General features: G+C 51.2%; 30 protein-coding genes, 1 other RNA gene and 1 pseudogene. 8 read left to right on the top strand and 24 right to left on the bottom strand.

All coding sequences use genetic code 11. The annotated features are described in order from the left end of the window. Complete coding sequence (locus tag AC6I8X_RS15150) at window positions 1-573, top strand: TetR/AcrR family transcriptional regulator (RefSeq protein WP_299449668.1); 573 nt, start codon at window positions 1-3, stop codon at window positions 571-573. Here the strand turns inward: AC6I8X_RS15150 and AC6I8X_RS15145 are convergent. The 13 genes and pseudogenes from AC6I8X_RS15145 to AC6I8X_RS15085 form a co-directional block, all read right to left on the bottom strand. Further along, on the bottom strand, window positions 570-1,229 hold the full coding sequence (locus AC6I8X_RS15145; RefSeq protein WP_084876377.1) for an epoxyqueuosine reductase QueH: 660 nt from the start codon (window positions 1,227-1,229) through the stop codon (window positions 570-572). The two genes, AC6I8X_RS15150 and AC6I8X_RS15145, sit on opposite strands and share 4 nt — an antisense overlap. Window positions 1,230-1,347: 118 nt before the next feature. Beyond that, complete coding sequence (locus AC6I8X_RS15140) at window positions 1,348-1,704, bottom strand: KPN_00521 family repetitive protein (RefSeq protein ID WP_313683332.1); 357 nt, start codon at window positions 1,702-1,704, stop codon at window positions 1,348-1,350. A gap of 121 nt (window positions 1,705-1,825) precedes the next feature. Next, window positions 1,826-2,294: pseudogene (locus tag AC6I8X_RS15135) on the bottom strand (rhodanese-like domain-containing protein). 55 nt (window positions 2,295-2,349) lie between these two features. Further along, the gene (locus AC6I8X_RS15130; protein ID WP_497841045.1) at window positions 2,350-2,643 is read right to left on the bottom strand and encodes an ArsR/SmtB family transcription factor; all 294 of its coding nucleotides are present in this window, start codon (window positions 2,641-2,643) and stop codon (window positions 2,350-2,352) included. Window positions 2,644-2,792: 149 nt separating this feature from the next. After that, the gene (locus tag AC6I8X_RS15125; protein ID WP_299449670.1) at window positions 2,793-2,981 is read right to left on the bottom strand and encodes a YegP family protein; all 189 of its coding nucleotides are present in this window, start codon (window positions 2,979-2,981) and stop codon (window positions 2,793-2,795) included. Between the two features lie 353 nt (window positions 2,982-3,334). Then, window positions 3,335-3,631 carry a contact-dependent growth inhibition system immunity protein gene (locus AC6I8X_RS15120; protein ID WP_029991162.1) on the bottom strand — a complete coding sequence of 99 codons (297 nt, stop codon included), beginning with the start codon at window positions 3,629-3,631 and terminating at the stop codon, window positions 3,335-3,337. Window positions 3,632-3,638: 7 nt separating this feature from the next. Continuing rightward, the gene (locus AC6I8X_RS15115) at window positions 3,639-4,460 is read right to left on the bottom strand and encodes an RNase A-like domain-containing protein (protein ID WP_497840053.1); all 822 of its coding nucleotides are present in this window, start codon (window positions 4,458-4,460) and stop codon (window positions 3,639-3,641) included. Window positions 4,461-4,714: 254 nt separating this feature from the next. Then, window positions 4,715-7,027: a primase-helicase zinc-binding domain-containing protein gene (locus AC6I8X_RS15110; RefSeq protein WP_497840052.1), complete on the bottom strand. Its 2,313-nt coding sequence runs from the start codon at window positions 7,025-7,027 to the stop codon at window positions 4,715-4,717. 14 nt (window positions 7,028-7,041) lie between these two features. Then, window positions 7,042-7,383, bottom strand: a complete 342-nt coding sequence (locus AC6I8X_RS15105) for a DUF5375 family protein (RefSeq protein WP_167141083.1) — start codon at window positions 7,381-7,383, stop codon at window positions 7,042-7,044. Further along, window positions 7,370-7,636, bottom strand: coding sequence for a hypothetical protein (locus tag AC6I8X_RS15100; protein WP_497840051.1), 267 nt, complete (start codon window positions 7,634-7,636; stop codon window positions 7,370-7,372). Before AC6I8X_RS15100 ends, AC6I8X_RS15105 begins: the two co-directional genes overlap by 14 nt. Beyond that, on the bottom strand, window positions 7,633-8,160 hold the full coding sequence (locus AC6I8X_RS15095) for a host cell division inhibitor Icd-like protein (RefSeq protein ID WP_497840050.1): 528 nt from the start codon (window positions 8,158-8,160) through the stop codon (window positions 7,633-7,635). The genes AC6I8X_RS15100 and AC6I8X_RS15095 overlap by 4 nt, the downstream gene beginning before the upstream one ends. A 13-nt stretch (window positions 8,161-8,173) precedes the next feature. Further along, a complete protein-coding gene (locus tag AC6I8X_RS15090) occupies window positions 8,174-8,422 on the bottom strand; it encodes a hypothetical protein (protein ID WP_497840049.1) in 249 nt (82 codons plus the stop codon). Then, a complete protein-coding gene (locus AC6I8X_RS15085) occupies window positions 8,419-8,676 on the bottom strand; it encodes a helix-turn-helix transcriptional regulator (protein WP_497840048.1) in 258 nt (85 codons plus the stop codon). Before AC6I8X_RS15085 ends, AC6I8X_RS15090 begins: the two co-directional genes overlap by 4 nt. Window positions 8,677-9,185: 509 nt before the next feature. Here AC6I8X_RS15085 and sid point away from each other — a divergent pair. Together sid and AC6I8X_RS15075 are read left to right on the top strand one after the other, a co-directional pair. Then, a complete protein-coding gene (gene sid / locus AC6I8X_RS15080) occupies window positions 9,186-9,902 on the top strand; it encodes a capsid size-determining scaffold Sid (protein WP_497840047.1) in 717 nt (238 codons plus the stop codon). After that, window positions 9,899-10,150 (top strand): ogr/Delta-like zinc finger family protein, encoded by a 252-nt coding sequence (locus tag AC6I8X_RS15075; RefSeq protein WP_266305670.1) that lies wholly within the window; start codon window positions 9,899-9,901, stop codon window positions 10,148-10,150. The genes sid and AC6I8X_RS15075 overlap by 4 nt, the downstream gene beginning before the upstream one ends. Window positions 10,151-10,427: 277 nt before the next feature. On the opposite strand, the gene AC6I8X_RS15070 is transcribed toward AC6I8X_RS15075, so the two are convergent. The 5 genes from AC6I8X_RS15070 to smpB all read right to left on the bottom strand — a co-directional run bounded on the left by AC6I8X_RS15070 (window position 10,428) and on the right by smpB (window position 15,793). Then, on the bottom strand, window positions 10,428-12,698 hold the full coding sequence (locus AC6I8X_RS15070; RefSeq protein WP_497840046.1) for a UvrD-helicase domain-containing protein: 2,271 nt from the start codon (window positions 12,696-12,698) through the stop codon (window positions 10,428-10,430). Between the two features lies 1 nt (window position 12,699). Next, a complete protein-coding gene (locus AC6I8X_RS15065; protein ID WP_497840045.1) occupies window positions 12,700-13,488 on the bottom strand; it encodes a hypothetical protein in 789 nt (262 codons plus the stop codon). A gap of 15 nt (window positions 13,489-13,503) precedes the next feature. Further along, window positions 13,504-14,694 (bottom strand): integrase domain-containing protein, encoded by a 1,191-nt coding sequence (locus tag AC6I8X_RS15060; protein ID WP_497840044.1) that lies wholly within the window; start codon window positions 14,692-14,694, stop codon window positions 13,504-13,506. Window positions 14,695-14,886: 192 nt separating this feature from the next. Further along, window positions 14,887-15,267, bottom strand: a transfer-messenger RNA (tmRNA) gene (ssrA, locus tag AC6I8X_RS15055). Window positions 15,268-15,310: 43 nt separating this feature from the next. After that, window positions 15,311-15,793, bottom strand: coding sequence for an SsrA-binding protein SmpB (gene smpB, locus AC6I8X_RS15050; RefSeq protein ID WP_299455968.1), 483 nt, complete (start codon window positions 15,791-15,793; stop codon window positions 15,311-15,313). Window positions 15,794-15,952: 159 nt separating this feature from the next. Here smpB and AC6I8X_RS15045 point away from each other — a divergent pair, with 159 nt between their 5' ends. Further along, entirely contained in the window at window positions 15,953-16,387 is a 435-nt protein-coding gene (locus tag AC6I8X_RS15045; RefSeq protein WP_299455970.1) for a type II toxin-antitoxin system RatA family toxin, read from the top strand. Next, window positions 16,380-16,670, top strand: a complete 291-nt coding sequence (locus AC6I8X_RS15040) for an RnfH family protein (protein WP_299455972.1) — start codon at window positions 16,380-16,382, stop codon at window positions 16,668-16,670. The genes AC6I8X_RS15045 and AC6I8X_RS15040 overlap by 8 nt, the downstream gene beginning before the upstream one ends. Before the next feature lie 54 nt (window positions 16,671-16,724). On the opposite strand, the gene bamE is transcribed toward AC6I8X_RS15040, so the two are convergent. The 3 genes from bamE to nadK form a co-directional block, all read right to left on the bottom strand. Continuing rightward, window positions 16,725-17,072, bottom strand: a complete 348-nt coding sequence (gene bamE, locus AC6I8X_RS15035; RefSeq protein ID WP_299455974.1) for an outer membrane protein assembly factor BamE — start codon at window positions 17,070-17,072, stop codon at window positions 16,725-16,727. A gap of 188 nt (window positions 17,073-17,260) precedes the next feature. Continuing rightward, on the bottom strand, window positions 17,261-18,922 hold the full coding sequence (gene recN / locus AC6I8X_RS15030) for a DNA repair protein RecN (RefSeq protein ID WP_313685108.1): 1,662 nt from the start codon (window positions 18,920-18,922) through the stop codon (window positions 17,261-17,263). 73 nt (window positions 18,923-18,995) lie between these two features. Beyond that, entirely contained in the window at window positions 18,996-19,874 is an 879-nt protein-coding gene (gene nadK / locus AC6I8X_RS15025) for an NAD(+) kinase (RefSeq protein ID WP_313685110.1), read from the bottom strand. A 123-nt stretch (window positions 19,875-19,997) separates the two neighbouring features. On the opposite strand from nadK, the gene grpE reads away from it, so the two are divergent. Next, window positions 19,998-20,576: a nucleotide exchange factor GrpE gene (gene grpE / locus AC6I8X_RS15020; protein ID WP_084878548.1), complete on the top strand. Its 579-nt coding sequence runs from the start codon at window positions 19,998-20,000 to the stop codon at window positions 20,574-20,576. 46 nt (window positions 20,577-20,622) lie between these two features. Here grpE and ung read toward each other — a convergent pair whose 3' ends face one another. Then, the gene (gene ung, locus AC6I8X_RS15015; protein WP_313685128.1) at window positions 20,623-21,300 is read right to left on the bottom strand and encodes a uracil-DNA glycosylase; all 678 of its coding nucleotides are present in this window, start codon (window positions 21,298-21,300) and stop codon (window positions 20,623-20,625) included. A gap of 266 nt (window positions 21,301-21,566) precedes the next feature. Here ung and grcA point away from each other — a divergent pair, with 266 nt between their 5' ends. Continuing rightward, on the top strand, window positions 21,567-21,950 hold the full coding sequence (grcA, locus tag AC6I8X_RS15010) for an autonomous glycyl radical cofactor GrcA (protein WP_084876360.1): 384 nt from the start codon (window positions 21,567-21,569) through the stop codon (window positions 21,948-21,950). 196 nt (window positions 21,951-22,146) lie between these two features. On the opposite strand, the gene srmB is transcribed toward grcA, so the two are convergent. Next, the gene (gene srmB / locus AC6I8X_RS15005) at window positions 22,147-23,475 is read right to left on the bottom strand and encodes an ATP-dependent RNA helicase SrmB (protein WP_208716125.1); all 1,329 of its coding nucleotides are present in this window, start codon (window positions 23,473-23,475) and stop codon (window positions 22,147-22,149) included. 157 nt (window positions 23,476-23,632) lie between these two features. Here srmB and trmN point away from each other — a divergent pair, with 157 nt between their 5' ends. Beyond that, a complete protein-coding gene (gene trmN / locus AC6I8X_RS15000; RefSeq protein ID WP_299455983.1) occupies window positions 23,633-24,382 on the top strand; it encodes a tRNA(1)(Val) (adenine(37)-N(6))-methyltransferase TrmN in 750 nt (249 codons plus the stop codon). Here trmN and nadB read toward each other — a convergent pair. After that, window positions 24,367-25,986 carry an L-aspartate oxidase gene (nadB, locus tag AC6I8X_RS14995; RefSeq protein WP_497841044.1) on the bottom strand — a complete coding sequence of 540 codons (1,620 nt, stop codon included), beginning with the start codon at window positions 25,984-25,986 and terminating at the stop codon, window positions 24,367-24,369. The two genes, trmN and nadB, sit on opposite strands and share 16 nt — an antisense overlap. Window positions 25,987-26,083 lie beyond the last annotated feature (97 nt).

Raw genomic sequence — 26,083 nt, 5'->3', positions numbered from 1 at the left:
ATGAGTCAGATGATGAGTGTCGGGAAGAGAGCGATGCGCGCTGGCGCTGAGCAGATGCGTGACAACATTTTGCACTGTGCAGCGGCGATTATCCGCCGCGACGGATTACATGCCTGTACCCATCGCGCGGTGGCAACAGATTGTGATATCTCGCCTGGAACCGTCACTTATCATTTTAAAAATCTCGATGAGCTGCATGCGGCGGTCATCGAACGGGCGGTGGAGAATTTTACCCGGCAAACACAGGAGTGGTTTCTCGTGGAAGCAGAAACGGACATCCCACGGCAGCTAACCCGGTTCTTGTTCTGGACGCTGGATGCGCGGGCCAGATTAATTTGTGAGTACGAATTGTTTGTTGCTGCGGTTTCACGCCCTCGTCTGCGGCAGGCAGCAGCGGCATGGATTACCAGTCATCAGCAAATACTGCAACAGCAACTGGCGTTGACTTCGCAGCAGGCAGAAGCCGCGGTAGCGTTCACTGATGCGTGGCTGCTGCGTTCCATTATTCAGGAAGGCAGGCAGCCGGATGCGACCATGGTTCAGCGGTTTTTCACCAGCATTCTGCAGAGCTAGTCTTCATCAGGCTGGTAATACTGCACGCCAATCTCGATGCGTTCCCGACCACTGGCAACGCGATGGCGGTTACTGTCGCGTAATGAATAGATGCAACCACAATATTCCTGCTGATAGAAACGTTCGCGCTTACTGATTTCGATCATGCGTGCGGAACCCCCACCTTTACGCCAGTTAAATTCCCAATACAGCATATCCGGATAACGTGCGGCGGCACGTACTCCACAATCGTTGATTTGCTGCATATTCTTCCAGCGCGAAATACCCAGTGAGCTGGTGATGACCGGGAAACCATGTTCGTGGGCATATAATGCAGTGCGTTCGAAGCGCATATCAAAACACATGGTGCAACGCACGCCGCGTTCCGGCTCCCACTCCATACCGCGGGCGCGTTCGAACCAGTTGTCTTTGTCGTAGTCGGCATCGACAAAAGGGACACCAAACTGCTCGGCAAAGCGGATATTTTCTTCCTTTCGCAGTTCGTATTCTTTCAATGGATGAATGTTTGGGTTGTAAAAGAAAATGGTGTAATCGATACCGGAAGCCAGCATCGCTTCCATTACTTCACCGGAGCAGGGCGCGCAACAGGAATGCAGCAGCACTTTGTTGTGACCGTTTGGCAGGGGAAGCGGCTGGCGGATGAAGGTGTCAGACATAAGCGTGTTTAATGGTTTTTGAAGGAAAAAAAGCAGTGTAAGGGCTATGCAGCCAGGAAGCAAAGAATGGGGTTTGTTAAGATAAAGAAAAGGCCGCATTTGCGGCCTCTGAGTTAACTTATTCGGTGACTTTTTTCTTCACGTCGCTGGCACCTTCTTTGGTTTTGTTCCAGCCTTTCTGAGCACCTTCTTTGGTGGCATCCCAACCTTTTTCAGTCCCTTCTTTGGTTTTATGCCAGGCCTTTTGTGTGCCTTCGCTCGCCTTGCTACTCAGGCTATCGCTTTTACCTTCAGCAGCATGTTTAGACTTGAGCTTCAGTTCAGACCCTTCATCCTGCGCCTGATGCAGTTTCTCTTTTGCGGTATTCGCGCCTGCCTGTGCATTGGCTACGGTTTCATCGGTTGCATGTGTGGTAGCGGCAAAAGCCGACGAAGCCAGCAGAAATGCTGATAAAGCGATAATTGTCTTTTTCATGAATATTCCCTCATCAAAGTCATTAATGTTCTGACCGTAGTTAACAATGGCACGCTCAGTAACATCTGGCTTTAGGAATAAACTGTAAATGAATCATCGTGTTCTGACCGGCTTTATTTTACTACTGGCGATTCCAGGGCATTTTTGCCAGTAGATTTGCCATGCCGTACCAGCCACTGATACCAGCAAAAAGCAAACCCGCGCCGACAAAACCGGATAGTAAAAAGAATCTCAGATGCAGATTATACCCCGCAATAACCCCCCACCAGAACCATCGTTCCGGCAGTGATCTGCACCTGTCGCATCAGGGGGAGAGGCTGTCTGGCGTTTTTTACTATCGGAAGACTCGCTTGTTTTCAGGCATTGATCCCTCCCTCAGGCAGGACGAGTTCGCCACCATCGGCGGTTTTTGCCAGTGCTGCGCTGTTCGGTTGAGTACGCAAGCCTGCCTGACAATGGAAAATCACGGGACTCTGTGCTGGGAAGGTGTGCAGTGTGTTGCCAGACTGTATCTCACTCAGAGGCCATGAAATAGATCCGGGGATGTGCTCGCGGCGAAACTCATCTTTTTCGCGAATATCAACAATCACGCCCCTTTTTCCCTGAGTTGGTTGATTTCATTGGATGAAGTTGTGGCGTGGCTCATCATGTATTTTCCGGGCAGAAAATCGCTTTTAAGGTCGCTGCCAGCTTTTGTACTGATTCATCTTTAATAAAATAATTAACGCGCTGCGCCTGTCTCTCGCTCTTAATGAGGTTTTCCGACCTCATGCGGGCAAGATGCTGGGATGTAGCGGATGGACTCAATCCTGTCAGCTTGCTCAGATCGCCAGCCGATGTGCCTGGAGAATCGATGAGAATGCAAAGGATCAATAACCTGCCTGGATTACTCATCGATTTGAGCAAGACAGCTGTGGTGGTGGCATTTTCTTTAAACAGCGATAAATTGGTCTCTGATATTTTAGTAAATTCTAAATTTAGAATAATCTCAAGTTAAAAGCAGTGAAGTGCAACACCCGGATGTGTGCGGGAGGTGGCCGTGGAGCATGAGAAAGGGCTGATGACAGCCCTTAGATTAGGCTGCGATGTTAAGTCTGGTCGCGGACATCAGCTGAGCTACCATTCTGCTGAACGGATCTGATGCCATTTTGTGCGGCTTGCTTAGTGGAGTACATTTCGCTGGTGGCGATAGTTTCGCCATTGCTTGCCTTCAATACAAAATAATACTTCTGGTTCTGTACGGTTTTGGTACTTTTCTTGAGAATGTAATAGCCCATGAGATATCTCCTTATTGAATCCCGGAGCCTCTTGCCCCGGCGACTTAATATTCATCATGGATAAATATTGATCAATTAATCTTTCTCATGATTTTAGGATGTCGCTCACTTCTTTCTCTGTAGCTAGCAGGAGTTACAGACACAAAAAAGCCCGCAGGGCTTGCGCCGTGCGGGCTTTCAGGACTTCAGCGGACGATTCTGGTATCGCCGCGAAAGAATTTTGGGGCTGGCGGAATCTGAATAAATAATCCAACTTATTGTTTTAAAGGTTGTTTGTTTAATTCAGTTTTCTTCCGTGTACCTAAACGTGTACCAATTATTTTTTCTCATCAGGAAATGTACTCCCGGAAACCTCATTTCTCTGACGAGATCTGACGTACAGTCATCAGGAATTCATGAGCAGTGGTTTCCCAAAGTTCAGGCGAAAAATCAAACCCGTATCGTTTCCTGAACTCTTCTTCGACACCGTCACCATAGGCGGAGATAAAATCATCAACTTCTTCGACGAGATCTTTGAGCATCCAGTCTGGTGCTGACTTTTTGAACAGCCGTACTATGCCTTCAATCGTATCCTCGCCATCATTGATGATGTCGGCGTCCTGGTTGAAATAACCGAAAATCAGTTGGTCAAGAAAGTGGAAGTTTTGCATTTTGTACCTATAGAGCCGGGAACGCTGTGAGAATGTAATAGGGTTTGCCGTTATATTGCTGAAAATCAATAACAATTCTCACATTTGTCATGACTATCCGCTGGTTACTCCCGCGCTGGAAACCGTAGCCAATCGGTTTCCCAAATGCATAGCGAATAGTCAGCCTGGCTCCCTGCCTGCCTCCGCCAAGAACGGATTTTATAACGCCCCGATTAGCAAAGAGCGCTCTCGATATGGCTTCTTCTGCAACACGCACGTTGGTAAAGGTTGTGGAATACTGCAAACGTTTATTCGTTTCAAAGCGGGCTAACAGCTCTGCATCGCTTTTGCCAACATGTGTGGAAAGCGTATGCCCGCCGGGTTTAAAACCCGTCATTGACTCATGCTCACTGAGTTTGATACGGCCAGCCCTTACTGCTGCTACCCGGCTTGCGCCGATGCCAAGTGCAAATCCTAATGGAACAGCGATATCGACAGTCAGGCCGATTTTCATCGCCGTATCGTCATCTGCTCCAAAGGATTTGGCAATTGCTGTTGCTGCCTCGTAAGTTGCCGTGCGGGTGTCTCTGCCCACAATGAGCTGGTTTGCAGCAGCGTGAATGCTATCGAGACTATGTGCGCCGACAACTACACATCCTGCTTTTGTTAATCCGGTAGGTTCAGGTGCGATACACAGAGCGGTGGCGCCTGCCAGCTCAAGTGAACCCATGACAAGCCCCAGCCCTCCGAGAAGGCGGTTACTCATCGTTTCCGCCTCTGTCACTGTCTTATCAGAGAGCGCAGCAGCAAGCTGAACAGGGGACATCGCGATCTTTATGCCATCATCCATAATGCAACCTCATGTGTTTAAAAGACAAACAGGTCGATTCTAACCTTTTTTCTTACATGACCAATCATTTCAGAGTCAGAAATGATTTTAGTAAAAAGTGTTCACACTGTTCACTTTTGATTTTAATCATTTTAAATCAATTTGTTAGGTAGTGAAGGGTTAAGGGGTGTGTGTACACTTGTGTTCATATGGAGTGATCACTCCGGGCTGAAACGTAAAAAAACCGGCCTGAGCCGGTTCGTTTGTTGCGGGGTTTACTGACTGCACGCGGGCAGCCAGTCGGCCTCGCTGTCCTCATGTAACGTGAGATTGGTCTGGACGCCGTTATTCGTCCGGCGCTTCAGCAGGATGCGCTCATACTCCTTCAGCGTCTGCGGCACCGCCTGGCCGAATGCGGTCAGGCTGAGCGGGTGCTGATGGCCGCGCGATTCCATGAATGACAGGTAGGCATGGTACAGATATCGCTTCGGATTCAGCGGGCGGATATTGGCGTTACCCATAAACAGGCCGGTCGCGGTGCTTATCGGCATCAGGTAGGCGCAGAAATCAACCAGCGGGTCAGCCTGGCGTTTAATTTCCAGCGCCTCGCCGGACGTCTGCTGCGCCTGAAGCAGCGCGCGGGCCTCCTCCGGCTGGCTGAAGCGCTGCATCAGGTGACGCACGATAACGGCCAGCTCGGTGCTGATTTTGTCCAGCAACTGCGGGTCACGCTCCTTTGCCGGTATCACCTCCGGGAACGTCAGGATCACCCGGCGGCGTGACACACCGCCGCTGCGGTCGCTGAAGCGCATCGGGTTGTTGTTCACCGCCAGAATCACCGCCGGGATGTGTGCCGAATAGGCGTCACGGTATTTCGGGTCGATTGCCACCGCATCGCCGCCGGTAATCGCCTTGATGCCCGCGCCGTCGCCGCTCCATTTCTCCTGGTCAGGCAGGATAATCAGCGAGAAGCCCACCACGCTGGCGCGCTCGCGTGAGGATTCCAGCGTGTCGATGGTGGCGGACGTGGTGTTGTCTTTTCCGGCCAGCAGAGTGGCTATTGAGGCCATCACGCTTTTACCGCTGCCGCCGGGGCCGGTCACCTCAAGAAACATCTGCCAGTCATAGCGGTTTGCCAGCACCATAAATAACGCCGCGAGAATTCGCTCCTGCTTGTCGTGACTGTGTCCGGCGGCCCGCGTTAACCAGCGCCAGAATGCCGGGGCGTGGTCTGCAAGGTTTTCACCCGGACGCGGGGCGGTGTAATCCACGCTGTTCACCGTGCGCAGCCAGTGCTCGCGGCGGTGCGGGCTGAACGTGCCGGTGGCGGTATCAAACACGCCGTTACGGAAGCCAATCAGGCGGCGGGACGGTTCCCCCATCTGCGGCACCATCAGCTTGAGCGTGTCGAGCACGCTGCCGATACCGGCGGCGGAGAATGGCGCGCGCACCTTCTGAAACAGGGCGGCGATTTCCCGGCGCAGCGTCTTCGCCTCCATCACCTGCCATGCGCCGCTTTCATAGCGGCAGATTTCCTCCCCGACCGGCGGCACGGCCAGCGCCTGCCCGTAGTGGGCGACCAGCAGCTCCGCCTTCTGGCTGGCGCTCATGGCCTTCAGGTCGGCCTCGCTGACGGATTCAAACGGGCTGAGTGGCTGCGGCTGGGTGAAGGCGGTGAGCTGCGCCAGCGTGGCAATATCGCCCTGCGCCTGCCACACGTCGTTCCAGTCACCCGCCACCGGCGGCAGGGCGGCTTTGCCGCTACAGGCTCTGGCCGCTTCCTCTGCCTTTAGCTGGCCGGTGCCGTTGTCGTCACGGTCGGCGGCAATCAGCATCAGCGCGTCAGGATGTGACTCACGCAGCCGCTTCGCCAGCGCGGGCAGGTTGTTGGCGCTCAGCGCCACGTAAACCGCCTGGCCGGTCAGCCGGTGCACGGTCAGGCCGGTGGCGTAACCCTCGGTGAGCCACAGCGTTTTGCCGTCCGGCTCGCCTGCCAGCCAGTACGTGCCTTTCACCTGCCCGCCGGGCAGGGTGCGTTTGTCGCCTCCGGCGCTGATGAGCTGCACGTTAACGGGCGAGCCGTCTTCACCGGTCAGCGGGATGAGCACATCCCCGGCGGCAAAACTGATGCCACCACAGCGCAGCGCATCAGAAAGCGTCAGCGCCTGCGTGCCGTACAGCCCCTTAGCTGAAAGGTAGGCGTTGTCCGTGCGGCTGACGGCGGCAGCGATAAGCGCCTGCGCCCGTGCGGCGGCGTCTGCCTGCGCGTGGGTTCTGTCTGCGGCATCAGGCATCACCGGGGCGGACTCCGGCAGCGCGCCGAGCATCCCGGCCACCCTGACGGCGGCCTCTTTCGTGCTGACGTCGAGTGCTTTCTCCACCAGGTTAAGGCCGTCACCGGCCCCACACTGGTTGCACAGCCAGGTTCCGCGACCGCCCTGATTGTCAAAGCGGAAGCGGTCTTTACCGCCACAGACCGGGCAGGCACCGTGCCGCCCCCCGGCGTGCACGCTGATGCCGAGGGCGGGCAGAAGCTGCGGCCAGAGCCCGGTGGCCGCCTGTACGGTGTCAGAGACAATATGTTTCATGTGAGCGTCCTCCCTCAGTGCAGCGTGGTGCGGCTGGCGGCCGCAAGCTGGCTGCGGAACAGCTCATCCATCATGGTGACGCCGAGCTGCGTCAGGCGCGGCGGCGCGGTCAGCAGGTCAGGCTCGACCATATCGCCCAGCATGGTACAGGCCATCTCCATGCCCGCATCGGGGCCGTGGCGGCGCACATAGAAGCCCTCCAGCTCAAGGGCAATGGTCATCTGCAACTCATCGAGCGTGGCGGAAACGGTAATGCCGAGGCTTTTGCAGGCATTCAGGTAGCCCTGCGCCAGCGCGCGGCGGTAAACGGCGGTGCGTACCTCAACGGGCAGGCAGGAGTGATTAACGGTCATCATGGCGGGCCTCCGTGGCTAACATGCGGGATTCACAGGTTTCAACGACTTTACCGAGCTGGTCGGTGAGCAGGGCGACGACCGAGGCCAGCGCCGCGCCGTCCGGCACGCAGCCGCGCGCGCTCAGACAGTTCACCGAGTCGAACATATCGAGCACGGTCACGCCGACCGTGTGCGCGTGCAGCAGGCGCAGGTAGTCAGCGTGGGGAATGGGGTAGGAGTCTTGGTTATTCAGGTGTTGAGAAAGGGTATTCATGCGACCACCGCCTTAACCGGCAGACGACCGGCAAAGGACAGGACATAATCGCGGGCGAGGCGGGCGCGGGCGCTGCGCTCATCGCCTGCCACGGTGCGCAGCATACAGGGGCGTGCGGCGGCATCGGTGCGGCGCACGGCGGCAAAAATAAAGGTGAATTCGGGGTGAGTGACAGTAAGGGCCGTTGTCATGAGGACAAACTCCAATAAGTAGCGGTTACTGCTACCACCGGAGTTCCTACGCTCATGGGTGGTAGCCCAGACGGGGGTAGGAATACCGGCCTTATTGGAAACCGGCCAGCCCGAAGGCTGCCCCGCCTGAGCCACCATTATTTTGACGACGCAACGGAATAAGAACCGCTGCGCTGAAAAATGGCGCACTGAGGCAACGACGTAAAAAAACACGCATGGCGCGTGTTGTGTCGCCAATAAGTAGCACGGGTTCCTACGCCCGGCTGCCGATTTTGCGGCAGCGAGAAAACTGTATAACGGCCGCTCGCCAGAGAAAAGCCTTTTTTCACACATCGGGGCGTTTTCCTCAGCAATCGGTCAGGACGTGATCGGATTGCGGCGGATTTGATCGGAATTTCCCGTCCTCTTTCTTCTCGCCCTGTTTGGCAGGCTTCGCTTTTCGACTCAGCACGGAAATATGGCCGTGCATCCCGCTTGTAAAGGCCGGTGCCGTGGCGGGTTTGCCGCTGACGGCTGCCGTCAGGCTTTCCGCGACAAAGGCGGCCTCTTCGCGGGTGAGTGGGTAGGTTTTCGTGCCGAAATTCAGCGTAATCATGCTGCACCCCCGGCGCGTTGCGCGATGCGGGCCTGCATCCAGCCGTCAATCTCTGACGCCAGCCAGGCGACGTTTTTACCGCCGAGGGAAATCTGCGACGGGAACTGCTCCCGGCTGATTAAGTCGTAAATGGTCGAGCGTGACAGGCCGCAGGTGCTGATGACTTCCGGCAGGCGCATGAAGCGGTCACGCGGGAAAACGACGTCACGGGTTACGGGGAGGGCAGGGGCCGGTACGGATGAAACTGCGTGCATGGTGTTACCTCTTTCTGGGTCCGGCCGGTGCTGTCCGGTTACGGTAGTGTCTTCAGGTAACCCCCTATTGTGAGAATATTTTTACTCATGTAAACAAGATGGAATTGGTCAAAAAACAAGCGTTTTGTTTTCTGTTGGCCTCTATTAGCCTCTGTTAGCCTTTAAAGGGACATTTGATTTAAGTATCAATTAATGATTGTTAATTAATAGCTAAAAACAATGAAGGTTCGCTCGCCAGAAAAAGGCCTGTTTCTGAAAGGTGTGAACACCTGTGAATACTTGGTGAAGACTTTAAATCTAAGTGTTCACTGCTTTACTTACTGTATTTATTATCTTTTTTATCTCAGTGAATACCAGTGAACAGTTATATAAGAAATAAAATCTGTTAAGAGGGGGCCCGCACCGGCTCTGCCTTTGTCTGCTCATTGACAGGCGGGAAGCAATGAAATGCGCTGTCCTGTGGTACACGACAGAATGACCTCATCCTTTACAGACGATGAGAGACCACCATGACCACCCCGGAACAGAAACCTGCCTCACTGGTGCGCTTCGAGAAGGCCCGTGCAGAACATACGGAAAGAATGAAGCGGTATAACGGCATCTGCGCTGATATCACCCGCTGTGAGAAAGAGCAGCAGGCGGCCATCGAAGCCGGTAAAGAAGCCGAGAACAACTGGCGCACGCGCTTCCGTAACCTGCGCGGCAACCTCACGGATGAGCTGCGCACCGAGCATTCACAGCGTATCGCCAGCCGGGAATTGGCCGATGAGTTTGCCGGGCTGCTGAAAGAGCTGGCGCTGGATAAGCAGGAGGCGATGCTGAAATGCTGCGGCAGTGGCAAAGAGTATGTTGAATCGCACCGCGAGGCGTTTACCGGATTCGCGGATGCGCACTGGCAGTCAGCTTTGCGCAACGTGAGTCCGGCTTTGCTGTGGGCCATCAGTCTGCGTATCCGGCGTGAAGAACTTTCCCCGACGTTTGCCGGTGACGACCGGGACCGGATTAAGGATGTGGCCGGGCTGGTTGGCGAAGCACTGACGCGGGCAGCAATGGCACTGCCGGAGAGCGTGCTGAAAGAGGCACCGCTGCTGGAGAATATCGGCCTGCATCGCCCGGCGCTGACTGGGGTTGATATGGAGCTCTATACGCGCCCCCTGCGCCGCCAGAAGCTGGGGGAATCAATCCGGGCACAGCGTGCAAAACTTCAGGAGGGCAGCCAGAAATGATGCACTGTCCCTACTGCAAAAGCGCGGCACACACCAAATCGAGTCGTTATATGTCCGAGCAGGTGAAAGAGCGTTATCACCAGTGCACTAACCTGGACTGCTCCTGCACCTTCAAGACGAATGAAAGCATCACAAAGGTCATCACCGCACCGCCACAGCCGGAAAAAGTACCGGAAGCACCGCCGGAACCGGTAAAGGAACGCCAGACGCTGGGCCGTTACGGTTCTGCATTTCGCCAGGTACATTAATCCCACACAGCCGCTGCCGACCAGCGGCTTTTTTGTGTCTTCGCTTTGCCTTTCTGAAGCCCTTTTTCTGGCCAGCCGCTTTGTAAAGAGTGATGCATGCATAGCGTGCATGGATCTGCATGCAAAACCATGCACCGCTTTTCCCCATTCAGGCCATGCCGGACGCGGTCCGGCCCGCATTATGCACCTGCATGAAAAGCGATGCATAAAGCGGGCAGGCGTGGCGGGGATAGCATTGCGCGCGAAGCTAACTGGCATTAGCTTCGCGTTTTAAGTATTAAATTTTTTCGGCTAGCTCATTATTGTAAACTATAAGATCTTCCTGCACTGCGGTTTCTAATAAAGGGCTTATTTTTTGAGTTTTCTCGGTGATGAAAGCGACTTGAAATTTGGCTCTAGTAATAGCGACATATAATTTGTTGAAGGCTGAGTAGTTGATGAAATGGTGTGACTCTCCTGTATAAGTTGATTGCTCTGGGAATTTGTCAGCATCTGCACCGATTATAATTACTGCTGAAAACTCAAGTCCACCTATGTAATCTATTCCTCCAATAATATATTGATCTTTTTCAGCAGCTCTTTCTATCGCTAAGTTGTCACCTCGCCTTTCGATTGTTGCATGATTAACTTGTTGTTTTTCACAAAAAGATTTTAACTCGCGTAATGATTTGTCAGTGCACGGCACTATGAGAATGTCTTTTTTTGGTATGCCATAAGACTGAATTATATGATCCGATAAAGAAAAACAAGCTTTATAGACCTCTTCCGAAGTTTGCTTTGAAATAATATAAGGAATGGTGCATTTCTCTTCAATTAGAGAAGTGTGGCCAGTCATAGATTCTGATAAGGGATTTTCTAGCTCTTGGAATAAAGTTGCACCGGAAGCTAACACGCAACTTGCAAGATTGATAATATGCTCTGAGGAGCGGAATACAGCATTTAGCCCATGCTCGTTAGCTAGTTTGGCATCAAGCTCTTTTGTCACATCATCTTTTGTGATTGCAGTGTCGCCAGACGCCTGACTTCTGTCCATCGTGAATACAATATGATTCGAATTGGGTTTTAGCAGATTGTGGAAGAGACTTAGTTCATTTATGTTGAACAGATGGGTCTCATCAATGTACATGATATCGTAACCACTATTCATCCTTCTCCTTTTCCAGATCGGCGTGGAGGTTTCTTTTAACGCTGAAAGTGTAATATCATCACTATCAAATAAATTTAGAGATATGAGTTTTTCTTGGTATTTATTATATATTGAAAATATTGTTTTAAAGTCGTCTTCAGATGATAAAGGAATGGTGAGCTTTGTTCTTGCTAAGGAAATGTAAGTCTCTAAATCATCCCCAGCTCTACCTTTTATATATGTTGAAATTTCTTCTTGTAGTAAAATGGAAATTGACCAAGTGTCGTTATTTCCAAAGAAATCCTTTAGCTCAGGGGTGATAAATGAGACGGCGCCGGCATAATCATTTATCAAAAAATCATCCAGAGCTTCATTAATATATAAAAGTTGTAATTGCTTTGATTCCAGTGCGTCATTGTCTAAATATTCAGTGGCAGATATTCTATTGCCTAAGTTTTTTATGCACCATTCTTGTAATGTTGTGACTACCACTGAATGTTGTCCATCTGAATCGATAAAATCCACGCCTCCATTGGATGCTATTAGGTTTTCAATGTTTTCTTTTGTGGCAATGCTATGAGTTATAAAGATAGCTTGGAGAGGTGTGTCTTTATCCCGTGCATTTTTTAGTTGAACTACGCACCGCAGAATGAGGCTCAGCGTCTTTCCTGTTCCGGCAGCACCTTTGAGTATGTCAGGACCATAGCTTTCGCTAAATACGAATCTCTTTTGATTTTCCGTGAGATTCTTAGACCAATAGTCAAGTCCCATATGAGGGTTTGATTGGGCATTATTGGCATCTGATTCATTAACTATTAAATATGAGTTCTGAGGGGCGTCAGTTTTATCAACAGGTTTAAATAGTGATGTGAAATCTATCTCGCTCATGCCTTCTTTTGCTTTTCTAAAATTAGAAAGTTTAGGACTGTCTCCTGCTGTTTCATAACCATCTTGAAATATTAAAAAACTACTTTCATTCCTCTTTTCCTGTCTTTCTTTATCTGGGGATTTGTCAAGAATAACTTTGTATGATTTTCCTGTAGTGAAAGATAGAGGTAAAAGAGCGATTAGTGACGTGCCATTAATAACCTTTTCACAAGGACTGTGACCGATTTTATCCCATAGTTTAATGGCTAATCTGCATGATTTTTGCAGTATAGTGATTACTTCATTGCTGGTTTTTTGGAATCCATTGAATGTTGTGGTGTCATAAATTAAAAAGTTTTTCTTTGTTGGATTCTTGCTTAAAATGTAAATTCCAGCGTTATGCTCTATTGCTTTAATGTCAGGACTGAAGTCAGTTATGCTACCATCTTTTAAAAGATTTGCGAGAAGTTGACCTTTGTCATAATCAGCTGACTGCAACATTCTTTCTGAAACAATTTTTCTTGCCGCGCTACTGTCAATTGCAATAAAATTCATTTTAAATTCCCATTATTGAGGTTGATAATTCCTTGTGTGGATTGGTTACACCGATCCGAATGAAGTTGTTTGCGAATCTCTGTATTAATAACTCGATGTACGGGGACTTCATTTGACCTACAATGCTACAAAATTTATTCTCTATGTTAATGTTTAGCCCAGGATGGTTTCCGTTATACTCCAGATCTATACCGTTAGGTATTAGTTTTGCCGTAGATATGCTTAATTCATATATTTCTCTAAGATTAACAACTACTGCATTGTAACCTGGTACTCGATCTATCAGGAAATAATCTGGGTTTTTATTTTCGATTATATCATCAATGCATTTTTTTATTTCGTCGGAGAAGAGTCTGTGCATAACTTCATAATTCCCCTCATCAATAAAACAGCTCAGTTTTTCCTTCAAGGTCAGGAGCTTTGTTAAATCTCGTGCATTGATTTTTTTTTGTTTTTTAATTTCTTCTAGAATTTTTTCAAATCCATAAGTTTTTACGTTTGTTTCTGAAAAACCAGCAGAGGAAATGAGAGTTAGGTACTGATGAAAAAGGTTTTTATAAACGCGTTTTTTTAATAAGGGGAGTAGCTCTTTTTTTTTCCAGATGTTGAACGGAATTGCGGGTATGTAGTTGAAAAATTTCACTTTATCTTTGTTTGCGATATCGCAGCGAGCCGTAACTATTAGTCCTAGGGTTTCGTCATTGGGATATAAAGCACAATAGGCACAATTAAAAATAGTGCCTTGAGAAAGGCTTTTATCATCCGCAACATCGATTATGTCACGTAACATTTCATCTCCTTATAGTCACTTCCTGAAAACAAAATCTCCCCACCAAGCCATCAGCTCTCTTCGTAAGTCAAGATACAATGACCGGTTATAGGCTCTTCTAACCTCATTTTTATCGACATGAGCCAGCGAAACTTCAATCGCATCAGTGTTAAAATTGGCTTCATTCAATGCAGTGCTTGCTATGCTTCTCATACCATGAGCCACTAACTTACCACCATATCCAATTCTTTTTAAAGCTGCATTAGCTGTCTGGCTGTTCATTGGCATATTTGGATCGTTGCGGCTAGGAAATATGAAATCTCTTTTGAAACTGATGCTTTTCATCACACTTAATACCTCCAGTGCTTGTGATGACAAAGGCACTATATGTTCTCTCTTTGCTTTCATTCGATGTGCTGGGATTGTCCAAGTGTTTGTATTTAGATTGATTTCGTCCCATCTGGCACCGGAAGCTTCAGAAGGCCGGACAAGGGTCAGTAGTTGCCATTCAATCAAACAGCGTGTTGGAACGGATAAATTGGACATGGCCAAAGATCGCATTAGTGCTGGCAACTCTTCTGGCCTTACTGTAGGCATGTTCTGCTTTTTGGGTTTCTCAAAAGCCATACCCACGCCTGCCGCTGGGTTTGCATCAATTAATCCGGTATTTACTGCATATATCATTATTTCATTAATACGTTGTACTAAACGGCGTACTGTTTCTAATGCTCCTCTTGCTTTTATAGGTTCCAGTGTTTCAACGAGCATTCTGGCTTTTATCGATTGGACTGGAATATCCCCTATACTTGGGAAAATGTCTTTCTCTAAAGAGCGCCAGATATCCTTCGCATAGTCCTCTGTAACGCTTTTGCTCTTTAGCTGAAACCAATTCTCGGCTACCACTGCGAAAACGCTATCTAACTCGATTTGACGCTGCTTAATGGCTTCTTCCTCTTGCCGCTGTGGATCGATTCTCTGTACGAGAAGAGACAAATACTGGTCGCGCATTTGTCGAGCAGCAGCGAGCGTGAGAGCAGGGTAGGAGCCAAGACTCAAATTTGTACGGCTGTTGCTGTCCGGTCGTTGATAGCGAAAGCGCCATAGCTTCTTCCCTGACGTTTTGATGAGAATGAAGAGCCCATCTCCGTCATGCAGCGTGAAGTCTTTCTCTTGAGGCTTGGCTTTAAGGATTTCATTGTTAGTGAGGGGGCGTGTGATCCGCGCCATGATTGATTTCCGTCCATAATTGGTACACGTTTTTGGCCCATATTATAGCGTGTACCAAAACGTGTACCAATTATCACTGGATTCAGGCGGATCATGTCGGAAGATTACAGACACAAAAAAGCCCGCAGGGCTTGCGCTATGCGGGCTTTCAGGACTTCTGCGGATGGCTCTGGAACCATCTTTGAAGAATTTTGGTGGAGCTGGCGGGAGTTGAACCCGCGTCCGAAATTACTACACCGTCGGCACTACATGCTTAGTCCAGTCTTTACATTCGCCTGCCAGCTGCGGATGGACACGCCACTAACAAACTAGCCTGATTGGATTTAACGCTTCAACCCCAGGCAGGGCATCCACGCGATCTCTTTTGGGTTTGACCTCTCTTGATCCCCGTCCTAAGAGCGGAGGCTAGGGAGAGAGGACACCTTCAGTTTCTTAGGCTGATTAAGCTGCGAGAGCAGCAGGTGCGAAGTTTTCGTCGTTTGCGACTATTTTTTTGCGGTTTTTTATCGAGGCCTACCGCACCTCGGCATGCACCTAAGGGTTCACAATCCCGTCGAATCCAGAATCAGCCCCAGGAACTTTTAATTATAGCAAAAAAAACTGTAGATTCCATCCCTTAGCGGTTGGAATTTTTCATGATGCGCGCTTTATCCATCTTCCACTCGCGTTCTTTGATATCCTCGCGTTTGTCGTGCTCTTTCTTACCGCGTGCCACACCAATCTTCAGTTTGGCCCAGGCATTTTTCCAGTAAATCGACAAGGCGACTACCGTGTAACCTTCGCGATTGACACGGCCATAGAGCGAATCAAGTTCACGCTGCTTCAGCAGAAGTTTACGGTTGCGGGTAGGGTCGCACACCACATGTGTAGAGGCCACCGCCAGCGGTTGAAAAGTCGAACCAAACAGATAGGCTTCGCCATCGCGCAGCAGAATATAGCTGTCGCTGATGTTGGCTTTGCCAGCGCGGAGAGATTTGACTTCCCATCCTTGCAACGACATACCCGCTTCGAACTCTTCTTCAATGAAGTATTCATGGCGAGCGCGTTTGTTGAGGGCAATAGTGGCTGAACCGGGTTTGTTAGCTTTTTTCTTTGTCATAGTGCGGCGTAGTCTACATCACTCAGTCTGTGGACGCATCCCCTGTCCTGCGGGGCGGTAAAAAACAGGCTATTTTAGCACAGCTGGCAAAGCCGTGAATTTTTGTTTAATGGCTGAAAATGGTATTATTCAACGGTTTTGTGATGAACAGGAACCATTATGGCCCAGATAAGTCGTTCAGCGCTGGTCCCCTACAGCGCTGAGCAGATGTACCAGCTCGTGAATGATGTGGATGCTTATCCTGAATTTCTTCCGGGTTGCACCGGCAGTCGGGTGCTGGAAAACAGCGGTAATCAAATGACAGCTGCTGTCGATGTCTCCAAAGCAGGCATCAGTAAGACTTTTACTACGCGTAACACATTGACCAGCAATCAAAGCATTCATATGCAGCTGGTTGACGGTCCGTTCCGCAAGCTGACCGGGGGCTGGCACTTTACTTCACTGGGTGACGATGCCTGCAAGGTCGAGTTGAGTCTGGATTTTGAGTTCACCAACATGCTGGTAGAAATGGCGTTCGGTCGGGTATTTAAAGAGCTGGCTAACAATATGGTGCTGGCCTTTACTAAACGCGCCAAAGAGGTTTATCGTGCCTGATATCACGATAGAAGTTGTTTATGCCCTGCCGGACAAACAGTACCTGCGCACCGTAACGCTGGAAGAGGGTGCGACAGTGGAGGAGGCGATTAAAGCCTCAGGACTGTTATCTCTGCGCAAAGATATCGATCTGAAAACGAATAAAGTCGGTGTGTTCAGCCGCCCGGTAAAACTGGATGATACGTTGCAGGATGGCGATCGCGTGGAAATCTATCGTCCACTGATTGCCGACCCGAAAGAGATGAGACGCCAGCGAGCGGAACGCTCAGCTGAGAAAAAATAGCGAAACGGCAGAAACAAAAAAGGCGCTTCAGGCGCCTTTTTTATTGCATCTTACTTAGCCTTCGCTGCCAGTGAGACGCGGTTTGTTGTCGATGTTAGTCAGCACGCCATTGCTATCGAAAGTCAGCGTCAGCGTCTGTTGTTTCACGCTTTCATGACCGGGTTCCTGGCGGAAAACGTAGTACCAGACATTGCTACCGAAGGGATCGCGCATCATCGGGGTACCGAGGGTATACGCGACCTGCTGCTGCGTCATGCCAGTGTGGATTTTAGCCACATCATTGGCGACCAGGTAGTTCCCCTGATTGATATCAGGACGGTATACAACGCGCTCAAGGGTGGAACATCCGGCGGTCATCATCAACATTACCACTGCCGCGGCAGTCAGCATTTTACAGCGCATCTCTACATTCCTTTTCTGGGGCCAAACGCCTTTTCATCAGGCTGTTTTTTTGCCATCAAATTCTGAACTCTGCCTGCGGCAGGCTTTATTACTCTGGCGACATAAGTGCCGATGATAATAAACCTTTTCGCTATTGGAAACCTCTACAGAGCAAGCATATGACCATCGGGCCGGAAAAAAGTGCGGTATCAGGCTGCTAAAAGTTCTTTCGCGTTCGCCAGCGTGTTGCGTGTCACCTCACTACCGCCCAGCAACCGCGCCAGTTCCTGCAGGCGTGCACGTTTATCAAGTGGTTGCATGTGCGTTTCTGTCATTGCACCATCCGTTTCTTTGCTGACGAAGAAATGTTGATGACCACAACCGGCAACCTGCGGCAAGTGCGTCACGCACATCACCTGGGTTGATTCACCCAACTGACGCAACATCTGGCCGACAACGGCAGCCGTCGGGCCACTGATACCAACATCCACTTCATCAAAGATCATTGCCGGAGTTTCCATTTTCTGCGCAGTAATAACCTGAATTGCCAGCGCGATACGCGACAATTCACCCCCTGATGCCACTTTCCCGAGCGGCTGCAATGGCTGGCCAGGGTTAGTCGTCACGCGAAAATCAATGCGGCTGGCTCCTTCGGCAGTCAGCTGCTCCGGGTTGAATTCCAGCACAATCGCGAATTCACCGTGCGGCATTGCCAGCATGCGCATGCTTTGGGTGATTAACCGGGTCAGTTCCTGTGCTGCAACCTCACGTTGCTGATGCAGCAGCGTGGCGCTCGCCAGTGCTTCGTGATGATGCGCAGCGACAGCAATCTGTAATGTCTCCTGATCGCTTTCCTGCTGAGAGAGTTGTTCGGCTTCATCCAGCAGTTGCTGATACAACACGGGCAGCGCTTCGGGTGAGACATGATGCTTGCGTGCCAGAGCGATCTGGCGCGACAGGCGTTGCTCCAGTTCGTGCAGACGATTGGGATCGAGATCGAGGCGGTCGCAATAGTGGCGCAGTTCATCGCTGGCCTCACTCAACTGGATTGCCGCTTCTTCCAGCAGATTAAATACGCCGCCGACTTTATCATCCAGCGTGACCAGTTCGCTCAGCATCTGACGTGCGCTATACAGCAGACTTTGCATATTGGTGTCTTCGCTGTCGGCCAGAATCTGCAAGGCCTGCTGGCTGGTCGAGAGCAACTGACCACTGTTGGCAAGACGTTTATATTCTTCGTCGATTTGCTCAAACTCACCGGGTTGCGGTGCAAACTCATTCAACTCTTTCAACTGGTACTGCAACAGCTCACGGCGTGCTTCCCGCTCCTGGGAAAGTTGCTGATGCTGGGCCAGTGCACGGCAGCTTTGATGCCAGTGTTGATAGTGGGTACGCATCTGGACCAGCAGAGCATCGTGTGCAGCATAAGCATCGAGCAGATGCTTTTGATGTTCAGGTTTGAGCAACAGTTGGTGGGCATGCTGGCCGTGAATCTGAATCAACAACTGTCCCAGTTCACGTAGTTGAGAAAGTGGGACCGACGTGCCGTTGATAAAACCGCGTGACCGGCCATCGGCACTGATCACGCGGCGTAACAGGCATTCATTGCCGTCATCCAGTTGATTTTCCACCAGCCAGCGTTGGGCAGACGGTGAGGCTTTCAGCTGAAAGCGTGCACAAATATCCGCACGATTCGCTCCCTGACGCACCATATCTGCTTCGGCACGACCACCAAGGCACAAGCCAAGCGCATCAATTGCGATGGATTTTCCTGCGCCGGTTTCACCTGTGATCGCTGTCATGCCACGGTGAAAATCGATTTCCAATTCACGAACGATAGCAAAATTACTGATGGTAAGTTGTGCCAGCATAAATTCACCTGTATAGAAAAACAGATATGGTTTTTCATACAGTATAAACTGGTTTTTTATCCAGTAAAGTGGTTCAGAACAATTTTTTTGACCAGCCGAGTTTTGAACTTAACGTATTAAAATAATTGTAATTTTTAGGGTGGATTAGATTGAGGTGATGGGTGCTGCGGCGAATCAACACATCTTCACCCTCCTGAATCGGCAATGCAATCTGGCTATCGCAGCTGATCTCCAAATCGTTGCGGCGCGAGGAGAAACGCAGGCGAATGGTACTGTTACTGTTGATCACCAGCGGACGCGCAGACAGAGTATGCGGGAACATCGGTACCAGCGCGATGGCTTCCAGCGAAGGTGTCAGAATCGGGCCACCAGCGGAGAGTGAATAAGCGGTTGAACCCGTCGGTGTGGAGATAATCAGACCATCGGAACGTTGCGAGAAGGCAAAAACCTCATCGATATAGACTTCAAATTCAATCATATGCGCCACTTTTCCCGGATGCAGAACCACTTCATTAATGGCGCTACCAATACGCGGTGAGCAATCTTCTTTGCATACCTGCGCTTCCAGTAAAAAACGGCTTTCGACGAAATAATCGCCTTGCAGTACATCATCCAGCTGTTGCTGGGCGTTGTCTGGATCGAGATCGGTCAGAAAACCCAGATTTCCACGGTTAATACCAATCACTTTGATATCGTAACGGGCCAGCACGCGCGCGGCTCCGAGCATGTTGCCGTCGCCACCGACCACCACAGCCAGGTCGGCCTGCTGGCCAATTTCCGCCAGCGTGCCGGTTTGTACATTTTTCAGTGCCAGTTCGCGCGCAATTTGCTGCTCAACAATCACCTCATAGCCTTTTGCTGTCAGCCAGCGCCACAGCATTTCATGGGTAGTTAACGCAGTAGGATGGCGGGGATGGCCGACGATCCCAATGCAGTTAAAGTGTTTGTTCATTTGCGCTCGTATTCCTCATAAGCCAAAACGGCCAGGCAATGTGATGGGTTCCCTTGAAACCGTCAAACTGATCCCCATAATAAGCGAACCAGCGAGATGAATGTGCAAAACGCGGAGAAATTCATGAGTAGTAAAGAACAGAACACCCCAAACGAGCAAGTCTCAGACGAAATTCAACAGGATCAACAGCACTTGGACGCAGAGACGGCAGCTGAGGTGGATCCGCGTGATGAACGCATCGCGCAACTGGAAGCTGAATTAGCTCAGTCGCAGTCCGGTGTGCGTGAAGCACAACTGCGTGCGCAGGCGGAAATCGAAAACATCCGTCGTCGTACTGAAATGGATGTGGAAAAAGCGCACAAATTTGCGCTGGAAAAATTTGCCAACGAGCTGCTGCCGGTCATCGATAGCCTCGAGCGTGCGCTGGAAGTGGCGGACAAAGAGAATTCTGAACTGGCATCAATGATTGAAGGCATCGAGTTGACGCTGAAATCACTGCTGGGTGCGGTGCGTAAATTCGGTGTGGAGGTGGTGGGTGAGACCAATGTGCCTTTCAACCCGGATGTGCATCAGGCAATGTCGATGATGGAATCCGAAGAAGTGGCACCTAATCACGTGATGATGGTGATGCAGCGTGGTTATACGCTGAACGGTCGCTTGCTGCGTCCGGCGATGGTTGCGGTAGCAAAAGCGAAAAGCTGATTTGCTGCTTAATCACAAACGGCCGCCTGATGCGGCCGTTTGCGTTTCAGGGCAACACCGGTGTCCAGTCAATAACGGGTTTCCCAGCCTGATTCAGCAAGGTGTTGGTCTGCGAAAAATGACGGCTGCCAAAAAAACCGCGATGGGCGGACAGCGGTGAAGGATGCGGCGCTTTCAGAACATGATGACGCTGGCGATCAATGATGCTGCCTTTCTTTTGCGCATGCGAACCCCACAGCAGAAAAATCACCCCTTCGCGATGCTGATTAATTGCGCTGATCACGTTGTCAGTAAAGGTTTCCCAACCAAAGCGCGCATGTGAATGTGCCTGTCCTGCTTCCACTGTCAGCACCGTGTTGAGCAACATCACACCTTGTTTTGCCCAGCTCTCCAGAAAGCCATGCTGAGGGCGAACAAATCCGGGTATATCCTGCTCCAGCTCTTTATACATATTTAGCAGCGAGGGGGGGATGGCTACGCCCGGTAGTACGGAAAAAGCCAGTCCGTGAGCCTGATTGGGGCCGTGATAAGGGTCCTGGCCCAATATCACTACCTTGATGTCCCCTAACTCGGTCAGGCGAAAGGCATTGAACACATCTTTTTGCGGCGGATAGACCGTTTTACCCGCAGCGCGCTCACTGGCGACCGCCTTCAGGGTCTCCACAAAGTAAGGTTTCTCTTTCTCTTCAGCCAGCACATCGTGCCAGGTCAGCTTCTCGGTCATCATGGACTCCCTGCCAAAAAATTGCGCCTAGCTTAACGCGTCCGGGCGGGGAGCAGAAGGTCAAAAATAATTTGATAATTTACAAAAAAATTTAAAACGTAAACCTGTTATAAAACAAGTTTTTAGTTTTTGTTGGTACCAGAGCGCCTGGTTGAAATTGATGCAGGTCAAAACTGCTCATTTCTGCCAGTGATATACCTGAGCATCAAAGATTTTCGAAAACCGCGCTGTTCAACCGTGGCAGCGCCTGGACCTGGAGGCCATGTATGATTACCGGTATTCAAATTACTAAAACCAATAATCCGCAGCTGCTGAATTCTTTCTGGCTGCTGGACGATGAAAAATCTGAAGCACGTTGCCTGTGTGCAAAAGGTGATTTTGCTGAAGATCAGGTGGTTGCCATCAGCGATCTGGGTGAAATTGCTTACCGCGAAATTCCGGTGGAGCAGAAACCACAGGTTCGTATCGAGGGCGGCCAGCATCTGAATGTTAACGTTCTGCGTCGTGAAACGCTGGAAGATGCGGTGAAACACCCGGAAAAATATCCGCAGCTGACCATCCGTGTATCAGGTTATGCAGTACGTTTTAATGCGCTGACGCCGGAACAACAGCGTGATGTTATCACCCGTACTTTCACTGAAAGCCTGTAACTGCGGCTTTTTGCATAACTGACGAAAAGACACACAGCAATCCAGGCCGTACCGGTGCTTACCGGTACGGCCTTTTTGTATTTAATCTTTTAGCTTCGTGACACCAGAGTGAAAAGGGGAGCGAAATGGGAATTTTTGGCAGTTAAACGTAAAAAAAACGCCTCACAGGAGGCGATTTTTTGGTAAGTGTGCTGATTTATTCCACACTTTGATCCGGTGTGCCGGAACCGCTTGGCTTGCGGCGTTTACCGATATTTTTAGCATCGCGGTGACGTTTTTTTACCCGCGGTTTTTCGGCTTCTTTCTCTTTCTGCTCTTTACGCTTCGCAAGCACCTTTTTCGACGGTTTTCCGGTCACTTTTGCGCTGGGCGCACGGCTCTCCGGACGTAACTCATCGATGGTACGTGGCTTAAGCGGTTCATTAATATAACGGCTGATTTTGCCCAGCAGCACATGGTCATGCGCTTCAACCAGTGACAGCGCAGTCCCTTTGCGGCCAGCACGCGCGGTGCGGCCAATGCGGTGCAGATAGGTATCCGCAGTACGTGGCATATCAAAGTTGAATACGTGGCTGACATCTTCGATGTCGATACCGCGTGCAGCGACGTCGGTGGCCACCAGTACGTTGACGCGACCGTCATTCAGACGTTTCAGCGCCTCGTTGCGCTTGGCTTGCACCATCTCACCTTCGAGATAGCTGCAGCGAATACCGGCTTCGTGCAGCCAGGTCACCAGTTCATGCAGACGCTCGCGCTTACGCACAAACACAATCGAGCGGGTGACTTCAGGTTGCTTCAGCAGATGCACCAGCAGTTTGGTTTTGTGCTCGAGGTCGTCAGCACGGTAATACCATTGCTGAATTTTCTTACGCTCGCGCTGGCTGGGATCCGAATCAACTGAAACCGGGTCATTCAGCAGGCGTTCGGCAAAGTCTTTGATGCTGTCGCCTTCCAGCGTGGCGGAGAACAGCAGCGTTTGCTTACGCCAGCGGGTTTCGCCCGCGATGGTTTCGATGTCCTGGGCAAAACCCATGTCCAGCATGCGGTCGGCTTCATCGAGAATTAGCGTTTCAACGGCGCGGCAGTCAAAGTTTTCTTCTTTGATGTATTGCAGCAAACGGCCCGTGGTCGCCACCACGATGTCCTGATTTTCGCTGAAGACTTCAGCGTGATTCATGTAGGCAACGCCGCCAGTGATGGTGGCGATATCCAGATGTGTATGTTTTGCCAGTTCACGCGCATGATCGGCAACCTGCATCGCCAGTTCGCGCGTGGGCGTTAAAATTAAAATGCGCGGCGGGCCTGATTTTTTACGTGGGAAATCGATCAGGTGCTGCAAAGCCGGCAGCAGATAAGCTGCGGTTTTCCCCGTTCCGGTCGGTGCTGAACCCAGTACGTCACGGCCCTCCAGTGCGGCAGGGATGGCCTCAGCCTGGATGGCTGTTGGGCGCGTGAAGCCTTTTTCCTGCAGGGCATCCAGCAGGCTTTCGTCGAGTTCGAGTTCGGAGAATGTGGTTACGGTCATGGTCTACCTCAGTTTGGGGCGCTGATTATAGACAGAACAAACATAATCTTCATCTGTTTGTGTGCCGATGTCGTTCGGCCAGGAGATGTTTTCCCTGTCGAGCCACGTTACACTGAAGCTCTGCCATTGGGCAGGATTTGTTGAGTGGTTGCAGAGAATGACAGAAACGACGCCGCATCCGCGGCCTCAGTTACAAAAGAATGGTTTTACCTTTAAGCGGTTTTTTATTGCCCACGATCGCTGTGCAATGAAAGTTGGCACCGACGGGATTTTGCTGGGCGCGTGGGCACCGGTTGCTGGTGTGCGGCGGGTGCTGGATATCGGTAGCGGCAGCGGGCTGATTGCCCTGATGATTGCCCAGCGCACGCCAGATGAGGTGCATATCGATGCTGTAGAACTGGACGCTGATGCAGCCGGGCAGGCGCAGGAGAATGTGCAGGCGTCACCCTGGCCATCAAGGGTGACAGTTCATCACGCAGATATCACCGATTGGGCAGAGGATTGCGAACAACGTTACTCCCTGATCGTCAGTAATCCCCCTTATTTCGCACCTGGCGTGGCCTGTGCGACCCCGCAACGTGCCGCCGCGCGATCCACCGATAGTCTTGATCACCAGACTTTGCTACGTTGTGCGGCGCAGTTAATAGAAGAAGAGGGGTTCTTTTGCGTGGTGCTGCCCGAATCACTGGGGCAGGGCATGATTGAGCAGGCACAGCAGGATGGCTGGCATCTGCGTTTTCGTTATGACGTGGCAGAATACGCGCAGCGGCCGCCCCATCGCGTGCTGCTTGGGTTCTCACCCAGTGCCGGAGAACACTTGATGGAGCGACTGGCGATACGTGATGAGAACACGCAATACTCAGAAGACTGGTGTAGCCTGACGCGCGATTTCTATCTGTTCATGTAATGGGCTGGAGCCAATACCGTGGGCTGTGCTTCGGGTAACAGGAAAGGATAGTCTGGCGTGTAATGCAGGCCGCGACTCTCTTTACGTTCCAGTGCACAGCGCACCATCAACTCCGCCACCTGAACCAGGTTGCGTAGTTCCAGCAAATTGTTAGACAGTCTAAAATGCGCGTAATACTCATCAATTTCCTGCTGTAGCAGATTGATACGGCGCAGCGCCCGTTCCAGCCGCTTGGTGGTGCGCACGATTCCCATGTAATCCCACATGAACAGCCGCAGTTCGTGCCAGTTATGCTGAATCACCACGCGTTCATCGGCATCATCGACGCGACTTTCATCCCAGGCAGGAAGATGCTCGACCTGTTTGATCTCTGGCAGACGACGCATCAAATCTTCTGCTGCCGACCAGCCATACACCAGGCACTCCAGCAGGGAGTTTGACGCCATACGGTTCGCGCCATGCAGGCCGGTATAGCTGACCTCGCCAATGGCATACAGGCCATCGACATCGGTACGACCCTGCTGATCGACTATCACGCCGCCGCAGGTGTAATGGGCGGCGGGGACGATGGGGATCGGCTCTTTGGTCAGATCCAGGCCAAAGGTCAGCAGCTTTTCATAAATCATCGGGAAGTGGGCGCGAACAAAGCTGGCTGGCTGATGGCTGATGTCGAGATACATGCAATCCACACCAAGACGTTTCATCTCATGGTCGATCGCGCGTGCCACGATATCGCGCGGCGCCAGCTCGGCACGTTGATCAAAATCTGGCATAAAGCGCGTACCATCCGGGCGCAGTAGCCATGCACCCTCACCGCGCAGCGCTTCGGTAAGCAGGAAGTTTTGCGCCTGCGGATGGAACAAACAGGTGGGGTGGAACTGATTGAATTCCAGATTTGCGACCCGGCAGCCAGCACGCCATGCCATCGCGATCCCGTCACCGGAAGCAACGTCTGGATTGGTGGTGTATTGATAAACTTTAGCGGCACCGCCGGTAGCCAGAATCACCGCACGCGCCCGGCAGGTTTCTACCTGTTCTCGATTACGGTTCCAGATCCAGGCACCGACCACACGACGTGGACCCGGCTGGCCAATTTTATCGGATAAGATCAGATCCACCGCGTTGGTCCGTTCGAGAATACGAATGTTGGGATGACTAAGGGCCTGGCTGACCAGCGTGGTTTCCACGGCACGCCCGGTCGCATCAGCACTGTGCAGAATGCGGCGATGGCTGTGGCCGCCTTCCCGCGTCAGGTGGTAGCGCGCTTCGCCCTCTCCCTGCGGCTCTTTATCGAAGGCCACACCGTTATCAATCAACCATTGCACGCAGTTACGCGCGTTGCTGGCGATAAAACTGACCGTAGCGCGATCGCATAAGCCGGCACCCGCAATCAGGGTGTCTTCTACATGTGATTCAATGCTGTCGGTTTCATCAAACACGGCGGCGATACCGCCCTGGGCGTAGAGCGTCGAACCTTCATTGACCTGGGCTTTACTCAGCACCGTGACCTGATAATGCGGTGCCAGGCGCAGCGCCAGTGACAGGCCAGCAGCACCACTGCCGACGATAAGTACGTCACACTGATAATCGGATAATGAGGTCATAATGTTTAATTTACTAAACAAAAGGTCCCCTGAGCATAAGCCCGGATGGCTGCGCTGTGAAGTATTTTGAACAAATCTCGCGGGGAAATTAGACGTT

This window comes from Pantoea sp. X-Soil-TKNS-1280, from assembly GCF_059730475.1.
This window is presented reverse-complemented; position numbering and strand designations above follow the sequence as displayed.

What these genes read in the sequence shown, in the direction of transcription:
- recN (WP_313685108.1), bottom strand. Translation starts at nt 18,922, where the DNA reads ATGCTGGCACAACTTACCATCAGTAATTTTGCTATCGTTCGTGAATTG.
- AC6I8X_RS15105 (WP_167141083.1), bottom strand. Translation starts at nt 7,383, where the DNA reads ATGATGACCGTTAATCACTCCTGCCTGCCCGTTGAGGTACGCACCGCC.
- nadK (WP_313685110.1), bottom strand. Translation starts at nt 19,874, where the DNA reads ATGAACAAACACTTTAACTGCATTGGGATCGTCGGCCATCCCCGCCAT.
- AC6I8X_RS15075 (WP_266305670.1), top strand. Translation starts at nt 9,899, where the DNA reads ATGATGCACTGTCCCTACTGCAAAAGCGCGGCACACACCAAATCGAGT.
- bamE (WP_299455974.1), bottom strand. Translation starts at nt 17,072, where the DNA reads ATGCGCTGTAAAATGCTGACTGCCGCGGCAGTGGTAATGTTGATGATG.
- AC6I8X_RS15065 (WP_497840045.1), bottom strand. Translation starts at nt 13,488, where the DNA reads ATGTTACGTGACATAATCGATGTTGCGGATGATAAAAGCCTTTCTCAA.
- AC6I8X_RS15100 (WP_497840051.1), bottom strand. Translation starts at nt 7,636, where the DNA reads ATGAATACCCTTTCTCAACACCTGAATAACCAAGACTCCTACCCCATT.
- AC6I8X_RS15070 (WP_497840046.1), bottom strand. Translation starts at nt 12,698, where the DNA reads ATGAATTTTATTGCAATTGACAGTAGCGCGGCAAGAAAAATTGTTTCA.
- grcA (WP_084876360.1), top strand. Translation starts at nt 21,567, where the DNA reads ATGATTACCGGTATTCAAATTACTAAAACCAATAATCCGCAGCTGCTG.
- AC6I8X_RS15120 (WP_029991162.1), bottom strand. Translation starts at nt 3,631, where the DNA reads ATGCAAAACTTCCACTTTCTTGACCAACTGATTTTCGGTTATTTCAAC.
- AC6I8X_RS15090 (WP_497840049.1), bottom strand. Translation starts at nt 8,422, where the DNA reads ATGATTACGCTGAATTTCGGCACGAAAACCTACCCACTCACCCGCGAA.
- AC6I8X_RS15110 (WP_497840052.1), bottom strand. Translation starts at nt 7,027, where the DNA reads ATGAAACATATTGTCTCTGACACCGTACAGGCGGCCACCGGGCTCTGG.
- AC6I8X_RS15115 (WP_497840053.1), bottom strand. Translation starts at nt 4,460, where the DNA reads ATGGATGATGGCATAAAGATCGCGATGTCCCCTGTTCAGCTTGCTGCT.
- AC6I8X_RS15150 (WP_299449668.1), top strand. Translation starts at nt 1, where the DNA reads ATGAGTCAGATGATGAGTGTCGGGAAGAGAGCGATGCGCGCTGGCGCT.
- trmN (WP_299455983.1), top strand. Translation starts at nt 23,633, where the DNA reads ATGACAGAAACGACGCCGCATCCGCGGCCTCAGTTACAAAAGAATGGT.
- AC6I8X_RS15060 (WP_497840044.1), bottom strand. Translation starts at nt 14,694, where the DNA reads ATGGCGCGGATCACACGCCCCCTCACTAACAATGAAATCCTTAAAGCC.
- nadB (WP_497841044.1), bottom strand. Translation starts at nt 25,986, where the DNA reads ATGACCTCATTATCCGATTATCAGTGTGACGTACTTATCGTCGGCAGT.
- sid (WP_497840047.1), top strand. Translation starts at nt 9,186, where the DNA reads ATGACCACCCCGGAACAGAAACCTGCCTCACTGGTGCGCTTCGAGAAG.
- srmB (WP_208716125.1), bottom strand. Translation starts at nt 23,475, where the DNA reads ATGACCGTAACCACATTCTCCGAACTCGAACTCGACGAAAGCCTGCTG.
- AC6I8X_RS15085 (WP_497840048.1), bottom strand. Translation starts at nt 8,676, where the DNA reads ATGCACGCAGTTTCATCCGTACCGGCCCCTGCCCTCCCCGTAACCCGT.
- AC6I8X_RS15095 (WP_497840050.1), bottom strand. Translation starts at nt 8,160, where the DNA reads ATGTGTGAAAAAAGGCTTTTCTCTGGCGAGCGGCCGTTATACAGTTTT.
- AC6I8X_RS15140 (WP_313683332.1), bottom strand. Translation starts at nt 1,704, where the DNA reads ATGAAAAAGACAATTATCGCTTTATCAGCATTTCTGCTGGCTTCGTCG.
- AC6I8X_RS15125 (WP_299449670.1), bottom strand. Translation starts at nt 2,981, where the DNA reads ATGGGCTATTACATTCTCAAGAAAAGTACCAAAACCGTACAGAACCAG.
- smpB (WP_299455968.1), bottom strand. Translation starts at nt 15,793, where the DNA reads ATGACAAAGAAAAAAGCTAACAAACCCGGTTCAGCCACTATTGCCCTC.
- ung (WP_313685128.1), bottom strand. Translation starts at nt 21,300, where the DNA reads ATGACCGAGAAGCTGACCTGGCACGATGTGCTGGCTGAAGAGAAAGAG.
- AC6I8X_RS15045 (WP_299455970.1), top strand. Translation starts at nt 15,953, where the DNA reads ATGGCCCAGATAAGTCGTTCAGCGCTGGTCCCCTACAGCGCTGAGCAG.
- AC6I8X_RS15145 (WP_084876377.1), bottom strand. Translation starts at nt 1,229, where the DNA reads ATGTCTGACACCTTCATCCGCCAGCCGCTTCCCCTGCCAAACGGTCAC.
- grpE (WP_084878548.1), top strand. Translation starts at nt 19,998, where the DNA reads ATGAGTAGTAAAGAACAGAACACCCCAAACGAGCAAGTCTCAGACGAA.